Source organism: Chryseobacterium populi, from assembly GCF_000282115.1.
Lineage (GTDB): Bacteria > Bacteroidota > Bacteroidia > Flavobacteriales > Weeksellaceae > Chryseobacterium > Chryseobacterium populi.
The window spans coordinates 1-17,810 of sequence record NZ_AKJY01000053.1 but is presented as its reverse complement, the minus strand read 5'-3'; the positions used below and the strand labels follow the sequence as shown (position 1 = coordinate 17,810).

Sequence of the window (17,810 nt, the reverse complement as noted above, 5' to 3'; positions counted from 1 at the left end):
AACATTTTTATTAACCAAAAAAAATTAAAATGAAAACAAATACAAAATTACAGAGAGAGGTTCAGGATGCCATTGCATGGGAACCTTTATTACACGCAGCAGAGATTGGTGTCACCGTAAAAGATGGTGTGGTTTCTCTTACAGGCGTAGTTGACAGTTATGCAAAAAAAGCAGAGGCAGAAAAAGCAGCCAAAAAAGTTGCTGGAGTAAAAGCTTTAGTCGAGGATATTGAAGTTAAATTTCCTAGCTCTTGGAAAAAAACAGATGCCGAAGTTGCAACAGAAGTATTAAATACTTTTAAATCAAACTATACTATTCCTGATAACAATATCAAGATAAAAGTTGAAGATGGATGGGTTACTTTGGAAGGTCAGTTACCATGGAACTATCAGAGAGAAGCAGCAGAAAGAGCAGTAAAATACCTTTCTGGTGTAAAGGGTGTACTGAACAAAATCAAAATCAAATCAGAATTGGATGATACCATACAAAAAAAAGATATTGAAAATGCACTCAAGAGAAGCTCAATTTACGATAATGATATTAAAGTATCTGTGTTAGGAACTACGGTAACTTTAAAAGGAACCGCAAATTCTTTGTATCAAAAAGAAGAAGCAGGACGCATTGCCTGGAAAACCCCCGGCATTTGGAATGTAAAGAATGAACTGGAAGTTAATTATGAATATGATTTTTATTAATCTTTGATTAACCTCTGACCTGTGGAAGATCATATAGTTTTCCACAGGTTTTATATCATTTACATAGGGATCAATTTTTAATTCTTTTTCATCACTATAATACCATTAACTAGATTATTAAGAAAAATAGTTAAATATAAATTCAATCAACAAATCTGAAATTATGAAAAATTTAGAAAATAAAGTAGCCATTATAACAGGCGGCTCCGGAAGCATTGGCAAAATTACAGCTAAACTATTTTTAGAAGAGGGAGCAAAAGTAATGCTCGTCGACCTCTCTGAAAAAGAATTACAAGATGCTGCCTACGAATTAAATAGCGAACATATAAGATATGCAGTTGCTGATGTTTCAAAAGCTGCTGATGTTGAACACTATGTTGCGGAGACCATAAAACTATTTGGAAAAATAGATGTATTTTTCAACAATGCCGGTATTGAAGGAGTTGTGAAGCCAATTGAAAATTATCCTGAAGACGTTTTTGATACAATTATATCCGTCAATGTAAAAGGGGTATGGCTGGGAAATAAATATGTTTTGCCTCAAATGAACGATGGCGGAAGCATCATTATGACTTCATCTGTTGCCGGTATATTGGGATTTCCAGGGCTAAGCGCCTATGTCACCAGTAAACATGCTGTTGTTGGCATTATGAGAACTACGGCTCTTGAAGCAGCTTCGCGAAAAATCAGAGTGAATACGGTTCACCCATCTCCTGTAAATAACAGAATGATGCGTTCTATAGAAGAAAGCTCTTCTGCAGGACACGCTGAAGAGGTTAAGAAGCAATTTGAGGCGGCAATACCATTAGGACGTTATGCTGAACCTGTTGAAATAGCAAAACTGGTTTTATTTCTTGCCAGTGACGACAGCCAATTCATTACAGGAACAACTCAAATAATTGACGGGGGTATGTCTGCAAAATAGTAATATGCATTTCTCCGGGATACTAAAAAAAACAATAAAACCAATTAAAATGAAAATACAAATAGGAATAGCAGACAATCATCGGCAGGCAATTGCGGATCGGCTCATAAAAATATTGGCAGATGAAAACGTTTTGTATATAAAAACAAAAAATGCCCACTGGAATGTGGAAGGAGCCGACTATCATGACAAACGTACTTTTTTTGATACTCAATGCAAACAATTGGATAATATCATCAACAGTATTGCAGAAAGAATACGTTCTCTTGGTCAGTATGTACCGGCAACTCTACAATCGTACGTAAGTTCAACACATTTTACAGAACAAAATGGGGAGAGACATAACAGCCAGGCTTTTATTGCAGAATTGTTACAAGATCATGAAAGTCTTATTCTTAGACTTTGTGAATATACCATGAACTGTAAGGATGATTTACACGACGTAGCAACAAGTCATTTTATAACGCGTCTCTTAGAAATACATCAGAAAATGGCTTGGCCTTTACGTTCATATATCATAGAATAAATTAGAAGACAAAAATTGGAGCCAACTCTAATATATCATTCTTAGTTAAGAGTTATTTCCAAATTTCATCAAATAAGTGCTTTGCATTTTCCCATGTAAAAAGTCCTGTTCCTTCGGCCATTGTAGTGGCAGATCCACAAGCGATTCCCATGGAAAGGACTTCTTTGTAATTTCCCCCTTTCACCAAAACAGAAATCATTCCCGCAACCATGCTGTCTCCGGCACCCACAGTGCTTTTCACCTCTACAGGCGGTGCCTCAATCCTGATTTTTTCACCTGCTGAAAATAAAACAGCTCCCTGAGAGCCCAATGAAACTACTACAACCTCGGCTTTACCCTGCGAAATGATAAGTTGGGCGGCTCGGTCTACATCATCTTCTTCCAGCTTGTCTTTTCCCACTAAAAAGGCAAGTTCCCCAATATTCGGTTTTAATAAATACACCCCCTCTTCTACCGCTGTTTTCAGAGCTTCTCCTGATGTATCAATAATTACCTTACTTCCTTTTGACTTACACGTATTAACAAGCTGTTTCATAAAATCCGGATCGGTTTCTGCCGGTAAACTGCCGCTGATTACTACAAAATCAGGAAACGGATTCGTTACCTTAACACTATTTAAAATTTTGTTTTGCTCGTCTTGTGTTAAAAGTTCTCCAGGGAATCCAAACCTGTATTGCTTGTTGTTAGAGGTATCTAAAACAGTAAAATTTTCCCGGGTTTCCGCAGCAATATGGAAAGGTACTAGATCCAGTTGTTCAGCTTGAAGTAACTCTTCCAGCAATCTGCCCGTTCTTCCGCCGGAAGTAAAAAAAGTATCTGATGAGATTCCCAATCTTTTTAATGCTCTGGATACATTGACTCCACCTCCTCCTGCCTCATATTTAGGGAAATTACAACGCAATTTCTTTTCAGGTATGATGCTTAGAACACTGCTGCTCTTGTCTACCGACGGGTTCAAAGTTATTGTTAAAATAGTCTTGTCCATGTTTATTAATTTTTTTAACACTATACACATCCATATTTATCCAAATTTCAATAATAAAATACAGACTGCCAAACATTTATTTTGATTAGCATCATGATTCACTGTGATGTTGGTCATGTTATATTCTGCGACGTTTCTGGAACTTTGAAGTACAAAATTATATCAAAAATGAAAACAAATGCAGAATTACAAAAAGACGTTCAGGATGCCATTCTATGGGAGCCTTTGCTCCATTCAGCAGAAATTGGTGTTATAGTAAATAACGGAATTGTTTCTCTTACAGGTAATGTGGACAGTTATGCAAAAAAACTGCAGGCTGAGCATGCCGCAAAAAATGTTTTGGGAGTAAGGGTTTTGGTAGAAGATATCGAAGTAAAATTACCAGATCCTAAGTCAAAAACTGATGTCGAAATTGCCAGTGAAATTATAGCTGCATTTAATGCAAACTCATTTATCCCACAGGAAAAAATAACAGCAAAAGTAGAAGACGGCTGGGTAGATCTTGATGGTGAAGTGTATTGGGAGTACATAAGAGATATTACAGAAAATGCCGTAAAATACCTTCCCGGCGTTAAAGGTATTTATAATAACATTATCATTAACCCGGAAATCCGGAACCCCGTTGAAAAAAGTGATATTGAGAAGGCTCTTGACAGAAGTTCAATTGATAATAGTGAGATCAACGTATCCGTATCCGGCACAACAGTCACATTAACAGGGAATGTACACACTTGGCATCAAAAAGAAGAAGCAGGACGCATCGTCTGGAAAACACCTGGTATACAAGATGTAAAAAATGAGTTAACAGTGGATTATGAGTATGATCTTTAATTCATTACTAATTCTTAAACGTTCCGGATTGTACATTGTGTCTATCGGCTGAAAGTATTTCTGTAAAGATCAATAATGGACAATCTAACTATATGAACATATAAACGCAACATCGTGGAAACCTATTTTAAAAAAAATCTCAGTATTGTAGGCAATATAGCTTCATTCTCCAGCCGCTTTTTTAAAGAAATTTTCAAACCGGGCTTTGAGTGGAAAGAGTTTATCCGACAGTGTTTTGTTGTGGGTTATCAGTCATTAGCATTAGTGACCATAACAGGTTTCATCATGGGACTGGTACTCACCATACAGTCACGTCCCGCTATGGCAAGGTTCGGAGCCGAGTCTATGATACCCGGTATGGTTTCGCTGTCATTAATAAGAGAGATTGCCCCGGTCATTACCGCTTTGATTTGTGCGGGAAGAGTTTCATCAGGAATTGGAGCAGAATTAGGCTCTATGAAAGTAACGGAACAAATTGATGCCATGGAAGTTTCAGCGATTAATCCCTATCGGTATCTCGTAGTAACCAGAACATTGGCTACCACATTAATGATCCCTATTTTAGTCCTATATGCTGATCTGATCGGAATCATGGGCGGTTTTATCGGGATCAATATGCACAGCGAAAGCAATGTGGAACATTATTTTTCAAACATATTTGAATCTCTGGAATATGCAGATATTTTACCAGCGATCATCAAAACCTTTTTTTTCGGTTTTTTTATCGGGATTATTGGCTGTTATGAAGGATTTAATGCTTCAGGGGGAACAAAAAGCGTGGGAAAAGCTGCAAATTCAGCTGTAGTCATTGCTTCATTGATGATCTTTATCATTGATTTGATAGCAGTACAGGTAACTGACCTATTTTTTGAATTGTAATGGAAAATACTAAAAATTTACCTGTCGGATATGACCAGCCAGCAACCGGCACATCACTGATAGAATTTAAAAATGTTTACAAATCTTATGGCAGTAATAAGGTCTTGAACGGCATCAGCTTTACCGTTAAAAGAGGAGAAAATCTGGTCATATTAGGAAAGTCAGGCTCGGGTAAGTCCGTTGCTGTTAAATGCCTTGTCGGTCTTACCAAAGTGGATAAAGGGGAAATATTTATATCAGGAAAGGATATAACAAAATTGAATGAGGAAGAACTCAACCGGATCCGGATGAAAATTGGTTTCCTGTTTCAAAACGGAGCTTTATATGATTCTATGACCGTCCGTGAGAATTTGATTTTCACATTACAGCACAATCATAAGAATCTTACTGCACATGAAATGGAATCTGCTGTTAAAGAAGCATTACAAAACGTAGGGTTGGAAGAAGCTATTGATCAGTTGCCGGCAGAGCTGTCCGGAGGAATGAGAAAAAGAATCGGGCTGGCAAGAGCATTAATCATTAAACCGGAAATTATTATTTATGATGAACCGACCGGGGGTTTAGATACGATCACAGCCCGTGAAATTATCGAGCTCATTCGAAATATCAAACTAAAATACAATACCTCATCCATTATTATAACACACGATTTAACCTGTGCAAAATATACCGGTGATAGAATCATCGTACTCAAGGATGGTATCATTAAAGCTGAAGGCAGCTATAAAGAAATAGAAAATAACGCCGATGATTGGGTAAAATCATTTTTTGAAAAATAAATAAAGCAGCCATGAGCAACGAGTCATCAAACAACTGGAAATTGGGAATTTTTGTCACAGCAGGCATCTTTCTTTTCATAACAGCTATCTACTTTATTGGTGTCAACAGAAATTTGTTTGGCTCTAATTTCGCTCTGCGTTCAGAATTTAAGAATGTCAGCGGATTAAAGCAGGGAAGTAATGTCCGTCTTTCGGGTATTAACATAGGAACGGTTAATAAAATAGATTTTATTTCAGATTCATTGGTTCTGGTAAAGTTAGTAATCAGAAAGGATGTTCAGAAATATATAAAAACTGACGCCGTTGCCAGTATAGCATCAGACGGATTAATGGGTGATAAAATTCTTATTATTTCGCCCGGCACCACCTCCACTACCATAGTGAAGGATAATGACGTGATTGCTTCTTATAAAACAATTGAAATAGATGATCTGTTCTCAAGCATAAAACAAAGTACAGACAACGCCAAAACAATTACTGATGAGCTGGTTAAATTCAGTAGTAAAATGAATAATAAGAATAGCTTGTTGACAAAAATAATGACCGATAAGGATTTTGCATCGAGCATTGACAAAACCATAAAAAATTTACAGATAAGCTCTCAGGAACTAGCAAAATTCACCCCAATACTGAATAATAAAAACGGAACTATAGCAAAAATATTTACCGATAAGAAATGGGCAGATCATATTGAAAGCAGTATTTCTAATCTGCGGAACAGCTCCCAAGAAATTAGTATGTTCACAAAAAAGCTAAATGATAAAAACAATGTATTTTCTCAATTATCTTCCAATGATTCTTTAGCTATTTCAATAGAAAAGACACTCCGCAATCTTGAAAAAAGCTCTGATGATCTTATTCAATTTACGTCGAAAATAAATAATGATGAGAATGTCCTATCAAAGCTTACTAACAATCGTAAACTTGGGAAGTCTGTAGACTCTACTATCATTAATATTGAAAAAGGTGTCGGCGAATTAAGAGAAATAGAAGCTGCTGCTAAGAATAATTTTTTACTGAGAGGTTATTTTAATAAAAAGAAAAAAGAAACTGAAAAGCAAAAAAGATAATTGTTGTTAATTAATTCAAAACTCTGATTCATCTATTCTTACCGCCATGCCAACCTACTATAGGATCCACAGAAAAAAAATCGGTCTGGTCATAGGGCTTTTACTAAGTTTGTTGAGCTTTATAACCAATCCTTTTACATTATCCCACCATCCCAATCAGGTCCTGTCTGTTGCTATACTTATGATTTTCTGGTGGATATTTGAAGCAGTGCCTATGGCTGTTACCTCCTTAATACCTATTGTATTATTTCCCGCTTTTGGTATTTCTTCCATAAAAGGTGTCGCACAAAGTTATGCAGATCCAATCGTTTTTTTATTCATGGGAGGTTTTTTCATTGCAATAGCCGTCGAAAAATGGAATCTTCACAAAAGAATAGCTCTGGGAATTATAAGAATCACAGGAACCAATGGAAATCGTATCATCCTTGGTTTTATTATGGCAACAGGCTTCCTCAGTTTATGGCTCAGTAATACCGCGACGACCATGATGATGTATCCTTTGGCTGTATCGGTCATCCACGTCGTTAATAATCACAATAAAAATGAAAAAAATACACAAAACTTTTCTTTAGCACTCTTGCTTTCTATTGCTTACGCTTCCAACTTTGCTCTGGGTACTGTCATTGCTACCCCTCCCAATGTTGCTTATGTGGGGTATATTAAAGACAGGTTCAATTATACCATCGGCTTTTCTGACTGGATGGTGCTGTTTTTGCCGCTGACTTTAGTTTTATTATTAATGCTTTACGGAGTAGTGGTAAAAATAATGTACCCTAATAATATTCAACACAATGATGAAGCTTCAGACACAATAAAAAAATCCCAACTTCAGTTGGGAGCAATTAGCAGGCCCGAAGTACGAGTCCTGCTGATTTTCATTTTTACCATTTTATTATGGATTTCAAAAGACCTGTTAAATAATTGGCAAACTTTTTTTAAACTGGACGACACGGTTATTGCCCTATTGAGTGCTGTTCTTTTATTTTTAATGCCATCCGGAAACAAGAAAAACAGGAAACCTGAAAGATTACTGGTTTGGCGCGATACTCAGAAAATGGCCTGGGATATACTACTGCTATTTGGAGGAGGAATTGCATTAGCCAATGCTCTTGAGGTATCACAGTTAGCCAATGAGTTGGCCAGCGGCCTGGCCTACATTACTACAGATAATCTTCTTTTAATTATACTGACAATATCTGCCATCTCTATTTTTTTAAGTGAAGTGATCAGCAATCTGGCTTTAATAATGATTCTTTCACCCGTGGTGACTACTCTAGCCATATCTTTACACATTGATCCTCTTCTACTAGGAATCCCAATGACACTAAGTGCAAGTTGCTCATCTATGCTTCCTATGGGAACTCCTCCAAATGCAATAATTTTTGCCAGAGGAAATATAAAAATTCAGACGATGATGAAAACAGGATTTGTACTTAATATCATTTGTATCATCATCATTTCGTTGGTATGTTGGTTCTTTATCCCCATGATGCCGGGTATGAAATTATAAAATCAAAGGATCTTATTATATTAATCCTCTTTTATTTTAGGCTTGATTTCTTTGGCATATATCATCAAACTTTCTTCAATACAAGCATAAGCTTCTTCCTTATTTTTAAAACCAAATACCTGCACAGTTTTTCCTTCCAATTTTTTATATTCTTCAAAAAAATTCTGAATCCCATTAACCGTGTAAACCGACAGGTCTTCAATATCATGAACATCTGCCAAAGAGGAATCATTTTCAGCCACAGCTATTATTTTATGATCTTTTTTTTCTTCGTCCGTCATTTCCATTATTCCTATCACCCTTGCATTAACCAGGGTAAGCGGAACGAGACTTTCCGAACATAGCACCAGAATATCCAACGGATCTCCGTCACTGTAATATGTCTTGGGGATGATCCCATAATTGGCAGGATAATACATAGAAGATAAAAGAATCCTATCCAGTCTTATCAGTCCTGATAGTTTGTCGATTTCGTATTTTGTATGGCTGCCACTAGGTATTTCAATAACAGCTGTAACTATTTGTGGCAGGTTATCTCCTGGTGAAACGTCATGCCATGGGTGTTGGTTTCCTATCATTGTCTTATTGTATTGATTTTTTAGCTAAAAGAAGAGCACTCTTGAATGAGCACCCTTCTTCTTGTGAGATTCTGTCAAACAAACTGCATTCTGCGCTAATCTTCACGGTTATTAATTTGCTTGTGTAAAATTCATTAAATTATTCATTCCAAGAAATGATATCAATCACTAAAAAAAATGATATTGCCAAATGAAAACACAGGTTTAAAGCCAGTCCTTTTTTAAGGTAATTATTACCGTACTTGCTTATCAAGGTTTCATTTTTTCTTTCTTCTCACATATTTATAGATCTCAAACCATAAAACAGAAACGGCTGCAATGAAAACAGTCATCCCCAATTCGTTTATATTGAGCGCTGTTACTTTAAAAAATAGAGAAATTGGCTTTACATATAATATAACTAAAAGCATTATCAGTACCAAAGCGGAAATACCGATGAGTAAAGGATTACGGTTTCTGAAACTTTCCAACACACTATAAAAGAATGACCGGTTGACAAAGCTCAGTAATATATTGGCAAAGATTAAGGTACTGAATACCATTGCCCTTGTCTTTTCTTCGCTACCACAGTTTTGAACAGCAAACTGATAGGCAAGCAAAACTCCGAGAGTGATTACCACGCCCTGAACAATACTGATTCCCAGTTCATTTAAACTTAAAAAAGTATCTCCCATAGCTCTTGGAGGCTGTTTCATTGTGTTTTTTTCCATAGGTTCATTTTCATAAACAATAGAGCAAGTCGGCCCCATTACTAATTCAAGGAAAATAACGTGAACCGGAGTAAATATATGAGGAAATACCCAGCCCAAAAACAGAGGTAAAGAAACCGTCAGAATAATAGGAATATGAATGGAAATAATATACTGAATCGCCTTTTTAATATTGGTATAAATTCTTCTTCCTGCGGCAATTCCAACAATCAATTTTTCTAAATCATCATTCGTAATGACCAGTGCGGCAGCTGATTTGGCAATTTCGGTTCCTTTATTTCCCATTGCCACACCAATATGGGCAGCTTTTAGCGCGGGACCGTCGTTTACACCATCTCCAAGCATCGCTACTACTTCCCCCTTCTCTTTCAAGGCATTTACTACCGCAAGCTTGGCATCAGGAAACATTCTGGTAAACAAAACCGTATTCTCCGAGATCTGCATCAGCTCTTTTTCAGAACGACCTATAATATCACTGCCATTGATTGCAGGAGCCTCATTTTTAATTCCTGCCTGAAGCGCGATCGCATTCGTTGTATCTGCATTATCACCGGTAATGACTTTTACCTTAATCCCGGCATCATAAATACTTTGAAATACCTCTTTTATTCCTTTTTTAGGAGGGTCATAAAAAACAGTCAGCCCTAAAAATTCAAAATTAAAATCCTGCTGTTTTTTTGGAAAACTGTTTCCTTCAAAATGGGACTTCGCAACTCCCAATACACGATAACCTTGCTGTCCAAATGTTTTTGCAATATCTCTTATCTTATTTTTTTCGGTCTCTGAAAGTCTGGAAACAGTCAGAATGGCTTCCGGAGCTCCTTTCGCTGCAATGATTCTGTCTTTATTGGTATTTTCAAAAAGATGAGTCATCATTGGGGGTTTCCCTTCAAGCGGATATTCGTGAAACATTTGATACTCTTTTCTGACATCATTCTTTTGAGTCTCCTCAAATGTTTTGTGCAGAGTGATTTCCATAGGGTCAAAAGGGACTGGCTCACTGCTCCACATTGCATAATTAATCAGTTCACTTAAATCATCATTTTTAAATTCCTTTTCTTCATAAATCCTGTCGGAAAGGTAATCATACAAATGTTGAAGCTTCATCGAATTCTCAGTAATGGTACCTGTTTTATCAGTACAGATAACCGTGGTACTTCCCAGGGTTTCTACAATACTGCTCCGCTTAATAATAATTCCCTGACGCATCAGTTTCCACGCACCCAAAGCCATAAACGTTGTAAATGCCACAGGAATTTCTTCAGGCAATACTGACATTGCCAGTGTTAATCCACTAAGCAGGCTTGTTACCAGGTCTCCGGTTTTGATATAACTGAAGATGCAGACCATCAAAAAAATAACAATACCGATAACTGCCATCCATTTTACAAACTTCCGAATCTGGATCTGCAATGGCGAAATTTCTTCTTTTATATTCAGTATTGATTCTCCAATTTTACCGACACGTGTTTCTTTGCCTATTTTTTGTATCTTAAAAACAGCCAACCCAGAAACCGTCACAGTTCCGCTATAAACAAGATTATCCTCTGATTTGTTATCTTTAAAAACTGAAAAACTTTCACCGGTAAGCGAGGATTCATTAACGGAAAAATCATTGCTGTGTACAATTACTCCATCAGCATTAATAATCCGTCCTTCCTCGGTAATGCATAAATCACCTACGACAATTTCGTGTGTCGGAATTTCTACTGCCTCTGAATTTCTGATAACTGTACTTAAAGGTTCGTTGAGTTTTTCAAGTTCTTCCAAAGCTTTTTTACTACGGTTATCCTGATAAAAGGATATTGCAGTCACCGCCACAATTGCCACAAACATGAAAGCTGCTTCACCATAGTCTCCTACAATCACATAAATAATTGAAATAATGATCAGCAAAATCAGCATGGGTTCTTTTAAAATGTCAATCAGCAAATCAAACCATGTATTCTTACGGATATCCTCCAAGCGATTATATCCATATTTCAGTCTGAAAGCTTCCACTTCATCGTTTGTAAGACCTCTAAGACCTTCAGGTAAGTTGTAAGACATATCAAATAAATAGGTTATCTAAAAATAAGCAATTATTTATATACAAATTGAATTTCCATGCCTGACCAGTATCAGGTTTCAGCGTGATACTGATCATGGTATATGCTGGAAAGTTTCTGGAATTTTGAATGATAAATTAAGATGTAATGAAAACAAATGCAGAATTACAAAAGAATGTTCAGGATGCCATTCAATGGGAACCATTATTACACTCAGCAGAAATAGGAGTTACAGCAAAAGACGGTGTGGTTTCCCTTACAGGAGAAGTTGATCATTATGCAAAAAAAATAGAAGCGGAAAATGCTGCAAAAAAAGTTGTTGGAGTAAAAATCTTAATAGAAAATATCATCGTGAAATCTCCAGACTCCTTATCAAAAACCGATAATGAAATTGCCCATGAAATTTTAGAAGCCTTTAAATCCAATGTATTTATTCCGGAGAATATGATCAAAGTAATTGTTGAAAATGGGCAGGTAACTTTAGAGGGTGAAGTGCAGTGGGACTATCAGAGAGAAATTATTAAAAATGCAATCCATTATCTTCCAGGTATAAAAGCGATCATCAATAATATTAAAATCCAATCAGAAATAATAGATGTTATCAAACAAAAAGACATTGAAAATGCCATGAAAATGAATTGGTTGGTTTACAATAGCGATATTCATATAAAGGTATCCGGTACTACAGTGACGTTAACAGGAACAGTAAATTCATGGCATCAAAAAGAAGAAGCCGACCGTATTGCATGGAAAACTCCGGGAATACAGCATGTAGAAAACTGGCTATTTGTAGATTATGAATATTCAAAAAATAGTTGACTATCTGAAATGTAAGCTTCAATTCAATCGGTATACCGGAACATTGAAAAATTGCCATGAAAACTACTTTTAACAGAGAGCAAAGTATTGACAGAAAAAACAAATGGTAAACAAAGAGAACATCCTGAAATATACTTTAAATAAAACTAATTTTAAATTTTGAAAGATCAACAATGGAAACAAGCTATATCAGCAAAAAGAAGATCGGGAAAGGTGAAGAAATACAAGGGCAGGACATTAGAGATGGTATTTTTAATTTATTAAGAATGGATTTCCCCGGCTTTTCAAAAGATCATTATATTTCTTTAATTGAACTTAATAAATACAGACGACTATATCTGACTTCTTTAATATCACAGGAAAAAGGTGAACTAGCCATCATAGACTTGGATGTGATGGATGCCATTAAAAATAACTCCATTCTGTCAGAAAATATACAAGCCGAAATTGAATCAGAATTAACTATTGGAGAAAAAATTGCAGATAAAGTGGCATTATTTGGAGGCAGCTGGGCATTTATTATTGTATTTTTTTCATTTATATTACTATGGATGATGATTAATGTTTGGTTATTAACCAATTCATTTGATCCGTTTCAGTTTATTTTACTCAATCTCATTCTTTCCTGTTTAGCAGCCATTCAGGCTCCCATTATTATGATGAGCCAAAACAGACAGGAACAAAAGGACAGACTAAGAGGAGAACATGACTACAAAATCAATTTAAAAGCTGAATTAGAAATTAAATTGCTAAGTGAAAAAATAGACCATCTATTGGTAAATCAAAACAAAAAACTGTTGGAAATACAAGATATACAAACTGATTATCTGGATTATCTGGAGGATCTGATGAAGGAAATAAAAAGAAAAAGTTAAACACAGTTTATATGTATTACGTTATTTTTTGCACAATTATTAAAAACAAATTTCCAATAATTGTTTTTTTTAAGGCAGCAATAACGATAAGGGTTATTATGGTCCTCCCCTCAAGAGTAAAGAACGGTTTCTTAAAACGAATTCACTCCACGACAATACAAATCTAAACAATTCCCGTAAGGATGATCATCACAGCGGTAAAAATTGCATCTCTTGTAAGACTAACTGGCTCGACTAGGCATAATCTGTAAAGGCTATATAACATCATAATCATTCAAGCGTGTAACAAAATGATGTTCAACAAATTTGTTCGAAGTATTGCATAATGCTATGAGTTCAGTAGTGTCATAGTTTTCAAAATCAAAATCATCAGATACTTCAATCATATATTCAATAACTTTTTCCGTATCTAAAATATCAATTTCAGAAGAATTGAGCATAGATTTTCCCTCCAAAAAGGGAATTTTCTGGGTTACCAAATCCTTAAATCTATATAAAGTTATAGTTTTCATAATTTCATTTTTTTATCTTTCTCAAACGTAATAAGTTGCATTCTTATCGTAGTAAGATATTGCTTGAGATCTTGTATTGTAATATTCGCCTCATTAGATGACATAAATAATGGAGTTTCATTTAGCAGGAAATATAATTCGGGATATGAAGACTGTATTTTAGTTGTCACCTTAAAAATTTTTCTTGTAAGATTCTGGAAAGTTTCAGCTGATCTCATCTCTTTTTATTTTGGAAGTAATGATATATTCAAATAAAAAGAACAGAAGCTTAAAAGCACCTGCCCTTTTTCGATTAAAATCCCTTAAAAAATAAATATTGTTTCTCGGGTTTTAGTACGCTCATTATAAAAGCTGAGTGTCATTAAGAATTTTAATAACTTCTTCACGGTTTTTGCTTAATTTATTTCCTATCCTTTCCAGTAATTTATTCTCTTTTCCTATATCAAACATCAAGTCCGAATCTTTAAGCAGAGAGAACTGTTCTTTCAACTGGTGAGATTGTTGCTTCCAATCTCCTTTTATTTTAAAAGCTTTCGTACTTTTAGTAGGATTGGTATTCATCATTCAAGATTATATGTAACAGAATTATTACTCTCCAAAGTTGAATATTTATTATAAGATCTGGCCTATACTTTTTACAAATAATTTTACATATATCACATCTTTCCGGTTAAATATCTTCCAGATTTTTAAGACGTTTATGTTTGAGTTGCTTATAAAATGATGGCGAAAGCCCTGTTATTTTTTTGAATTGATTGGAAAGATGAGCAGCACTACTGTAATTGAGTTTATAGGAAATTTCAGTAAGATTAAGCTCATCATACAAAAGCAGCTCTTTTACCTTTTCAATTTTATTGATTATGATAAAATGCTGAAGAGTTATTCCCTTTACCTCAGAAAATGTATTGGCTAGATAGGTGTAATCATAACCAAGTTTTTTACTGATATAGTCTGAGAAATTTTCTTTTGGAAGAGATTCTGAATGATGAATCATTTCTGTGACAGTATTCTTTATTTTTTCAATCAAAATACTTTTTTTGTCATCCAATAGTTCAAGCCCTGTCTTCAGAAGATTTTCTTTCAGCATAAGCCTTTGTTTAACACTAATATCATCCAATATTTCTACCAAACCAAGATCTACCACAGCATTTTTAATACCTAGTTTTTCCAGCTCCTGATGAACAACCATTTTACAACGCAGGCTCACCATATATTTTATATACAGTTTCATAAGATTTCCTGTATTTCAGTCTGTTAATCAATATGCCAACAGCTACTCTATTCAAAGTTAATCCTTTAAAATTTAATATCTATGATTTATGTAATAAATGAACAGACTATTGCAAAGTTTTCCCTTTCTAATCAATGATCTTTACATAAAATAAAAATATATGTTAAAAGGAAAGGAAACAAAGAAAAAATCGGATAAAACGCCTCCTTCAAAATCAGCAAAAGAGAAACGACAAGACAAACAAGATAAAAAAAGAAACAAAGAAAATGAAAGTCGCAATGCTGCTACCTAAATGATAGAAATAAAAAAAGAAGGAATCATCCTCAGGAAAACCGACTTAAGCTTTGAGAGCGAAGGAGTTCTAAACCCAGCTGTTATTCAGGAAAACGGAAAAATACATTTGTTTTACCGCGCCGTTGCCAAAGGTAATTTTTCAAGCATCGGATTGCGGGTGTTCCATTGTTTCTACTCCTATTCCACATGCTTTAGAAGTTTTAAAAGAGGAAACAGGAATACTCATTGATTTTGAAGCCCCAAAACAATTGACTTTTGCTGTTAATACTTTACTGAAAAATGAAAATAGTCGTGAAAAATTACGCATAAAATCTTTGCAAAAAATGGCTCCGACCGCTTGGGAAAATTCGTCTATTTTACATGCTTTATTATTTCATAAATTCAGAAACAGCAATGCAAAACTCAAATATACCTTACCTAAATTCAATCTTGATCATATCCAAAATATAACTACAGATTTTGGAATGATACAATTTTCCAAGATCAGTGAACCAGATATTGATTCCGGCTATACCCTGGATGATAATGCACGTGCAATGATCGCTATTTGCCAACATTACAAAGCCACCAAAAACAAATCTGATCTGCAATTAATTTCAATCTATTTAAATTTTATTAAATTTTGTCAACAAAAAGATGGCAGTTTCCTAAATTATGTGGATAAGGAAAAACAATTTACCCCACAGAATTACGAAACCAACCTTGAAGATTCTAACGGAAGAGCGATATGGGCTTTGGGTTATTTAATTTCATTAAGAGAAATTTTACCACAGGAATTTTATGAACTCGCAGAAGCCATGCTTCAAAAAAACTTGGTTTTTGCTGAAAAAATATATTCCACCAGAGCCATAGCTTTTATTATAAAAGGATTGTATTACCAGAATTCTGAAAAAAATATTCCTTTATTAAAAGAATTGGCGAATCGTTTGGTGAAAATGTATCAACATGAAGCTAAAGGTAATTGGATGTGGTTCGAAAGTTATCTGACTTACGGAAATAGCGTATTGCCGGAAGCTTTATTATTTGCTTGGGTTGCTACTAAAAATGAAATATATAAGGAAATAGCGAAACAGTCTTTTGCTTTTCTCTTGTCTAAAATAATTGTCAACGATACTATAAAAGTGATTTCTAACCAAGGCTGGTTACAAAAAGAAAGCAAGGAAAACAATAGATCGAATGGTGGAGAACAGCCTATTGACGTGGCTTATACTATTCTTGCATTAGCTTCATTTTATAAGATTTTAGATAATGAAAAGTATTTTCAGATGATGCACAATTCCTTTAATTGGTTTCTTGGAAAAAACCAGTTAAACCAAATTATTTACAATCCTGTAACCAGAGGTTGCTATGATGGGCTTGAGAAAAACAACGTGAATATTAATCAGGGAGCAGAATCTACGGTCAGTTATCTTATGGCAAGAATTAGCATGGAATTTCCAACAGATTTTAGAACCTCAGAAAATTTATAATTTAGATGGTTCCATATTAATTTTACCTATTACAAATCAAAACTATTGGGCTATGGAAGCCTGAAATATGAATTCATAAAATACCTGAACGATTATACATGTTTTACAGAACTGACAATACATAGAAATGATATTATATTAAGCTTATATGCTACATACAATTATCACAGATTTTATGGAAAAAGGATAAATCACAAATTTTATGGAAAAGGATGTAACATATTACAAGGAACGATTACAAAATTTATTGAGTAATAGCTTTCCAGAATTAGTTCCTAACACAGCATTAATAGAGCAGCGTTCCCAATGGGCGAAAATTGTATATGATGGTGCTATAAGGTCTGGAAGTTCGATTGAGCAATGTGAATATTATACGGATCACATCCTTTTTGAGAAATTTCATTTTTCAAAATTCGAGACCGTTTCAAATATTATCAACAATAACTTTGGAAATCTCATGAAACATGATGAGCTAAAGTCATTTAGTCTGAAAATGTTAAAATTATGCGCCCCTATATTTGATAAATATGAACTTAGTGATGATTTTGCCTATACCTATGATTTTGATAAACTTTGCATAGAAATAACAGCTTCAATCCTTAGTTGGATTAACCAATATGAATTCTAAATATTAGAATTTATCTATCAAAGGAAATAAAAACAATTCTGAATGCTTGTATTAGTATGATATATACAACATAAAAAAATAATTTGTAATACTATTGATTATAAAATATTCAACTTTAGAAAATTGAAAGATAAATTTACTTCATAATTCATTACTAAATATATTCACAGTGAAAGCTATATAACAAAATTCTTTGACCCTTTTCCTTTTATTTTTCTTAATTTTATTCTTTATCTTAACCCCGGTCACCATTCAAACTCCCATTACTATAATGAGCCAAAACAGACCGGAACAAAAAGATAGGCTGAGAGGAGAACACAATTACAAAATTAATTTAAAAGCCGAATTAGAAATTAGATTATCGAGTGAAAAAATAGACCATTTATTGGTTAAAAAGAGGCTGTCTCAAAAGGGGCAGTCTTTTTTCTGTCTCAAAATTTGTAGTT

20 protein-coding genes are annotated in these 17,810 nt (G+C 34.6%); 14 read left to right on the top strand and 6 right to left on the bottom strand.

The window, feature by feature from the left end:
• The first annotated feature begins 29 nt into the window (after positions 1-29).
• The 3 genes from PMI13_RS13375 (at position 30) to PMI13_RS13365 (ending at position 2,146) form a co-directional block, all read left to right on the top strand.
• Positions 30-695 carry a BON domain-containing protein gene (locus PMI13_RS13375; protein ID WP_007844602.1) on the top strand — a complete coding sequence of 222 codons (666 nt, stop codon included), beginning with the start codon at positions 30-32 and terminating at the stop codon, positions 693-695.
• A gap of 163 nt (positions 696-858) precedes the next feature.
• Positions 859-1,620: an SDR family NAD(P)-dependent oxidoreductase gene (locus tag PMI13_RS13370; protein WP_007844601.1), complete on the top strand. Its 762-nt coding sequence runs from the start codon at positions 859-861 to the stop codon at positions 1,618-1,620.
• 4 nt (positions 1,621-1,624) lie between these two features.
• Complete coding sequence (locus PMI13_RS13365) at positions 1,625-2,146, top strand: Dps family protein (protein ID WP_316928703.1); 522 nt, start codon at positions 1,625-1,627, stop codon at positions 2,144-2,146.
• Positions 2,147-2,198: 52 nt separating this feature from the next.
• On the opposite strand, the gene PMI13_RS13360 is transcribed toward PMI13_RS13365, so the two are convergent.
• Complete coding sequence (locus PMI13_RS13360; protein ID WP_007844597.1) at positions 2,199-3,131, bottom strand: 1-phosphofructokinase family hexose kinase; 933 nt, start codon at positions 3,129-3,131, stop codon at positions 2,199-2,201.
• Positions 3,132-3,299: 168 nt separating this feature from the next.
• Between PMI13_RS13360 and PMI13_RS13355 the strand changes: the two genes are divergently transcribed.
• The 5 genes from PMI13_RS13355 to PMI13_RS13335 all read left to right on the top strand — a co-directional run bounded on the left by PMI13_RS13355 (position 3,300) and on the right by PMI13_RS13335 (position 8,200).
• The gene (locus PMI13_RS13355) at positions 3,300-3,962 is read left to right on the top strand and encodes a BON domain-containing protein (protein WP_007844595.1); all 663 of its coding nucleotides are present in this window, start codon (positions 3,300-3,302) and stop codon (positions 3,960-3,962) included.
• 114 nt (positions 3,963-4,076) lie between these two features.
• Positions 4,077-4,841, top strand: coding sequence for an MlaE family ABC transporter permease (locus tag PMI13_RS13350; RefSeq protein WP_007844594.1), 765 nt, complete (start codon positions 4,077-4,079; stop codon positions 4,839-4,841).
• Entirely contained in the window at positions 4,841-5,620 is a 780-nt protein-coding gene (locus PMI13_RS13345; RefSeq protein ID WP_007844588.1) for an ABC transporter ATP-binding protein, read from the top strand. The genes PMI13_RS13350 and PMI13_RS13345 overlap by 1 nt, the downstream gene beginning before the upstream one ends.
• Before the next feature lie 11 nt (positions 5,621-5,631).
• Complete coding sequence (locus PMI13_RS20690; RefSeq protein ID WP_007844585.1) at positions 5,632-6,690, top strand: MlaD family protein; 1,059 nt, start codon at positions 5,632-5,634, stop codon at positions 6,688-6,690.
• A gap of 46 nt (positions 6,691-6,736) precedes the next feature.
• Positions 6,737-8,200 (top strand): SLC13 family permease, encoded by a 1,464-nt coding sequence (locus tag PMI13_RS13335; protein WP_007844584.1) that lies wholly within the window; start codon positions 6,737-6,739, stop codon positions 8,198-8,200.
• Positions 8,201-8,220: 20 nt separating this feature from the next.
• On the opposite strand, the gene PMI13_RS13330 is transcribed toward PMI13_RS13335, so the two are convergent.
• Together PMI13_RS13330 and PMI13_RS13325 are read right to left on the bottom strand one after the other, a co-directional pair.
• Positions 8,221-8,778, bottom strand: a complete 558-nt coding sequence (locus PMI13_RS13330; protein WP_007844583.1) for an inorganic diphosphatase — start codon at positions 8,776-8,778, stop codon at positions 8,221-8,223.
• Between the two features lie 257 nt (positions 8,779-9,035).
• Positions 9,036-11,537, bottom strand: a complete 2,502-nt coding sequence (locus PMI13_RS13325) for a cation-translocating P-type ATPase (protein ID WP_007844581.1) — start codon at positions 11,535-11,537, stop codon at positions 9,036-9,038.
• Between the two features lie 146 nt (positions 11,538-11,683).
• On the opposite strand from PMI13_RS13325, the gene PMI13_RS13320 reads away from it, so the two are divergent.
• Together PMI13_RS13320 and PMI13_RS13315 are read left to right on the top strand one after the other, a co-directional pair.
• Positions 11,684-12,355, top strand: a complete 672-nt coding sequence (locus PMI13_RS13320; protein ID WP_007844579.1) for a BON domain-containing protein — start codon at positions 11,684-11,686, stop codon at positions 12,353-12,355.
• Between the two features lie 173 nt (positions 12,356-12,528).
• Positions 12,529-13,230: a DUF1003 domain-containing protein gene (locus tag PMI13_RS13315; protein ID WP_007844577.1), complete on the top strand. Its 702-nt coding sequence runs from the start codon at positions 12,529-12,531 to the stop codon at positions 13,228-13,230.
• Between the two features lie 254 nt (positions 13,231-13,484).
• On the opposite strand, the gene PMI13_RS13310 is transcribed toward PMI13_RS13315, so the two are convergent.
• The 3 genes from PMI13_RS13310 to PMI13_RS13295 all read right to left on the bottom strand — a co-directional run bounded on the left by PMI13_RS13310 (position 13,485) and on the right by PMI13_RS13295 (position 14,973).
• Positions 13,485-13,742, bottom strand: a complete 258-nt coding sequence (locus tag PMI13_RS13310; protein WP_007844575.1) for a hypothetical protein — start codon at positions 13,740-13,742, stop codon at positions 13,485-13,487.
• A 342-nt stretch (positions 13,743-14,084) separates the two neighbouring features.
• Complete coding sequence (locus PMI13_RS13300) at positions 14,085-14,306, bottom strand: hypothetical protein (RefSeq protein ID WP_007844571.1); 222 nt, start codon at positions 14,304-14,306, stop codon at positions 14,085-14,087.
• Between the two features lie 106 nt (positions 14,307-14,412).
• Positions 14,413-14,973 carry a helix-turn-helix domain-containing protein gene (locus PMI13_RS13295; RefSeq protein ID WP_051957056.1) on the bottom strand — a complete coding sequence of 187 codons (561 nt, stop codon included), beginning with the start codon at positions 14,971-14,973 and terminating at the stop codon, positions 14,413-14,415.
• Positions 14,974-15,133: 160 nt separating this feature from the next.
• Between PMI13_RS13295 and PMI13_RS21700 the strand changes: the two genes are divergently transcribed.
• From PMI13_RS21700 to PMI13_RS21595, 4 genes are all read left to right on the top strand, one after another.
• A complete protein-coding gene (locus PMI13_RS21700; RefSeq protein ID WP_007844566.1) occupies positions 15,134-15,265 on the top strand; it encodes a hypothetical protein in 132 nt (43 codons plus the stop codon).
• Positions 15,266-15,389: 124 nt separating this feature from the next.
• Entirely contained in the window at positions 15,390-16,736 is a 1,347-nt protein-coding gene (locus PMI13_RS13290) for a hypothetical protein (RefSeq protein WP_185096107.1), read from the top strand.
• A gap of 202 nt (positions 16,737-16,938) precedes the next feature.
• The gene (locus tag PMI13_RS13285) at positions 16,939-17,364 is read left to right on the top strand and encodes a DUF1896 family protein (RefSeq protein WP_007844557.1); all 426 of its coding nucleotides are present in this window, start codon (positions 16,939-16,941) and stop codon (positions 17,362-17,364) included.
• A gap of 271 nt (positions 17,365-17,635) precedes the next feature.
• Positions 17,636-17,810: DUF1003 domain-containing protein (locus tag PMI13_RS21595; RefSeq protein ID WP_238536314.1), on the top strand; the 175-nt coding region annotated here is incomplete at its 3' end.

Excerpts from the sequence above, each read along its gene's own strand:
- PMI13_RS13375 (WP_007844602.1), top strand. The coding sequence starts at position 30 with ATGAAAACAAATACAAAATTACAGAGAGAGGTTCAGGATGCCATTGCA.
- PMI13_RS13370 (WP_007844601.1), top strand. The coding sequence starts at position 859 with ATGAAAAATTTAGAAAATAAAGTAGCCATTATAACAGGCGGCTCCGGA.
- PMI13_RS13365 (WP_316928703.1), top strand. The coding sequence starts at position 1,625 with ATGCATTTCTCCGGGATACTAAAAAAAACAATAAAACCAATTAAAATG.
- PMI13_RS13360 (WP_007844597.1), bottom strand. The coding sequence starts at position 3,131 with ATGGACAAGACTATTTTAACAATAACTTTGAACCCGTCGGTAGACAAG.
- PMI13_RS13355 (WP_007844595.1), top strand. The coding sequence starts at position 3,300 with ATGAAAACAAATGCAGAATTACAAAAAGACGTTCAGGATGCCATTCTA.
- PMI13_RS13345 (WP_007844588.1), top strand. The coding sequence starts at position 4,841 with ATGGAAAATACTAAAAATTTACCTGTCGGATATGACCAGCCAGCAACC.
- PMI13_RS20690 (WP_007844585.1), top strand. The coding sequence starts at position 5,632 with ATGAGCAACGAGTCATCAAACAACTGGAAATTGGGAATTTTTGTCACA.
- PMI13_RS13335 (WP_007844584.1), top strand. The coding sequence starts at position 6,737 with ATGCCAACCTACTATAGGATCCACAGAAAAAAAATCGGTCTGGTCATA.
- PMI13_RS13330 (WP_007844583.1), bottom strand. The coding sequence starts at position 8,778 with ATGATAGGAAACCAACACCCATGGCATGACGTTTCACCAGGAGATAAC.
- PMI13_RS13325 (WP_007844581.1), bottom strand. The coding sequence starts at position 11,537 with ATGTCTTACAACTTACCTGAAGGTCTTAGAGGTCTTACAAACGATGAA.
- PMI13_RS13320 (WP_007844579.1), top strand. The coding sequence starts at position 11,684 with ATGAAAACAAATGCAGAATTACAAAAGAATGTTCAGGATGCCATTCAA.
- PMI13_RS13315 (WP_007844577.1), top strand. The coding sequence starts at position 12,529 with ATGGAAACAAGCTATATCAGCAAAAAGAAGATCGGGAAAGGTGAAGAA.
- PMI13_RS13310 (WP_007844575.1), bottom strand. The coding sequence starts at position 13,742 with ATGAAAACTATAACTTTATATAGATTTAAGGATTTGGTAACCCAGAAA.
- PMI13_RS13300 (WP_007844571.1), bottom strand. The coding sequence starts at position 14,306 with ATGATGAATACCAATCCTACTAAAAGTACGAAAGCTTTTAAAATAAAA.
- PMI13_RS13295 (WP_051957056.1), bottom strand. The coding sequence starts at position 14,973 with ATGAAACTGTATATAAAATATATGGTGAGCCTGCGTTGTAAAATGGTT.
- PMI13_RS21700 (WP_007844566.1), top strand. The coding sequence starts at position 15,134 with ATGTTAAAAGGAAAGGAAACAAAGAAAAAATCGGATAAAACGCCTCCT.
- PMI13_RS13285 (WP_007844557.1), top strand. The coding sequence starts at position 16,939 with ATGGAAAAGGATGTAACATATTACAAGGAACGATTACAAAATTTATTG.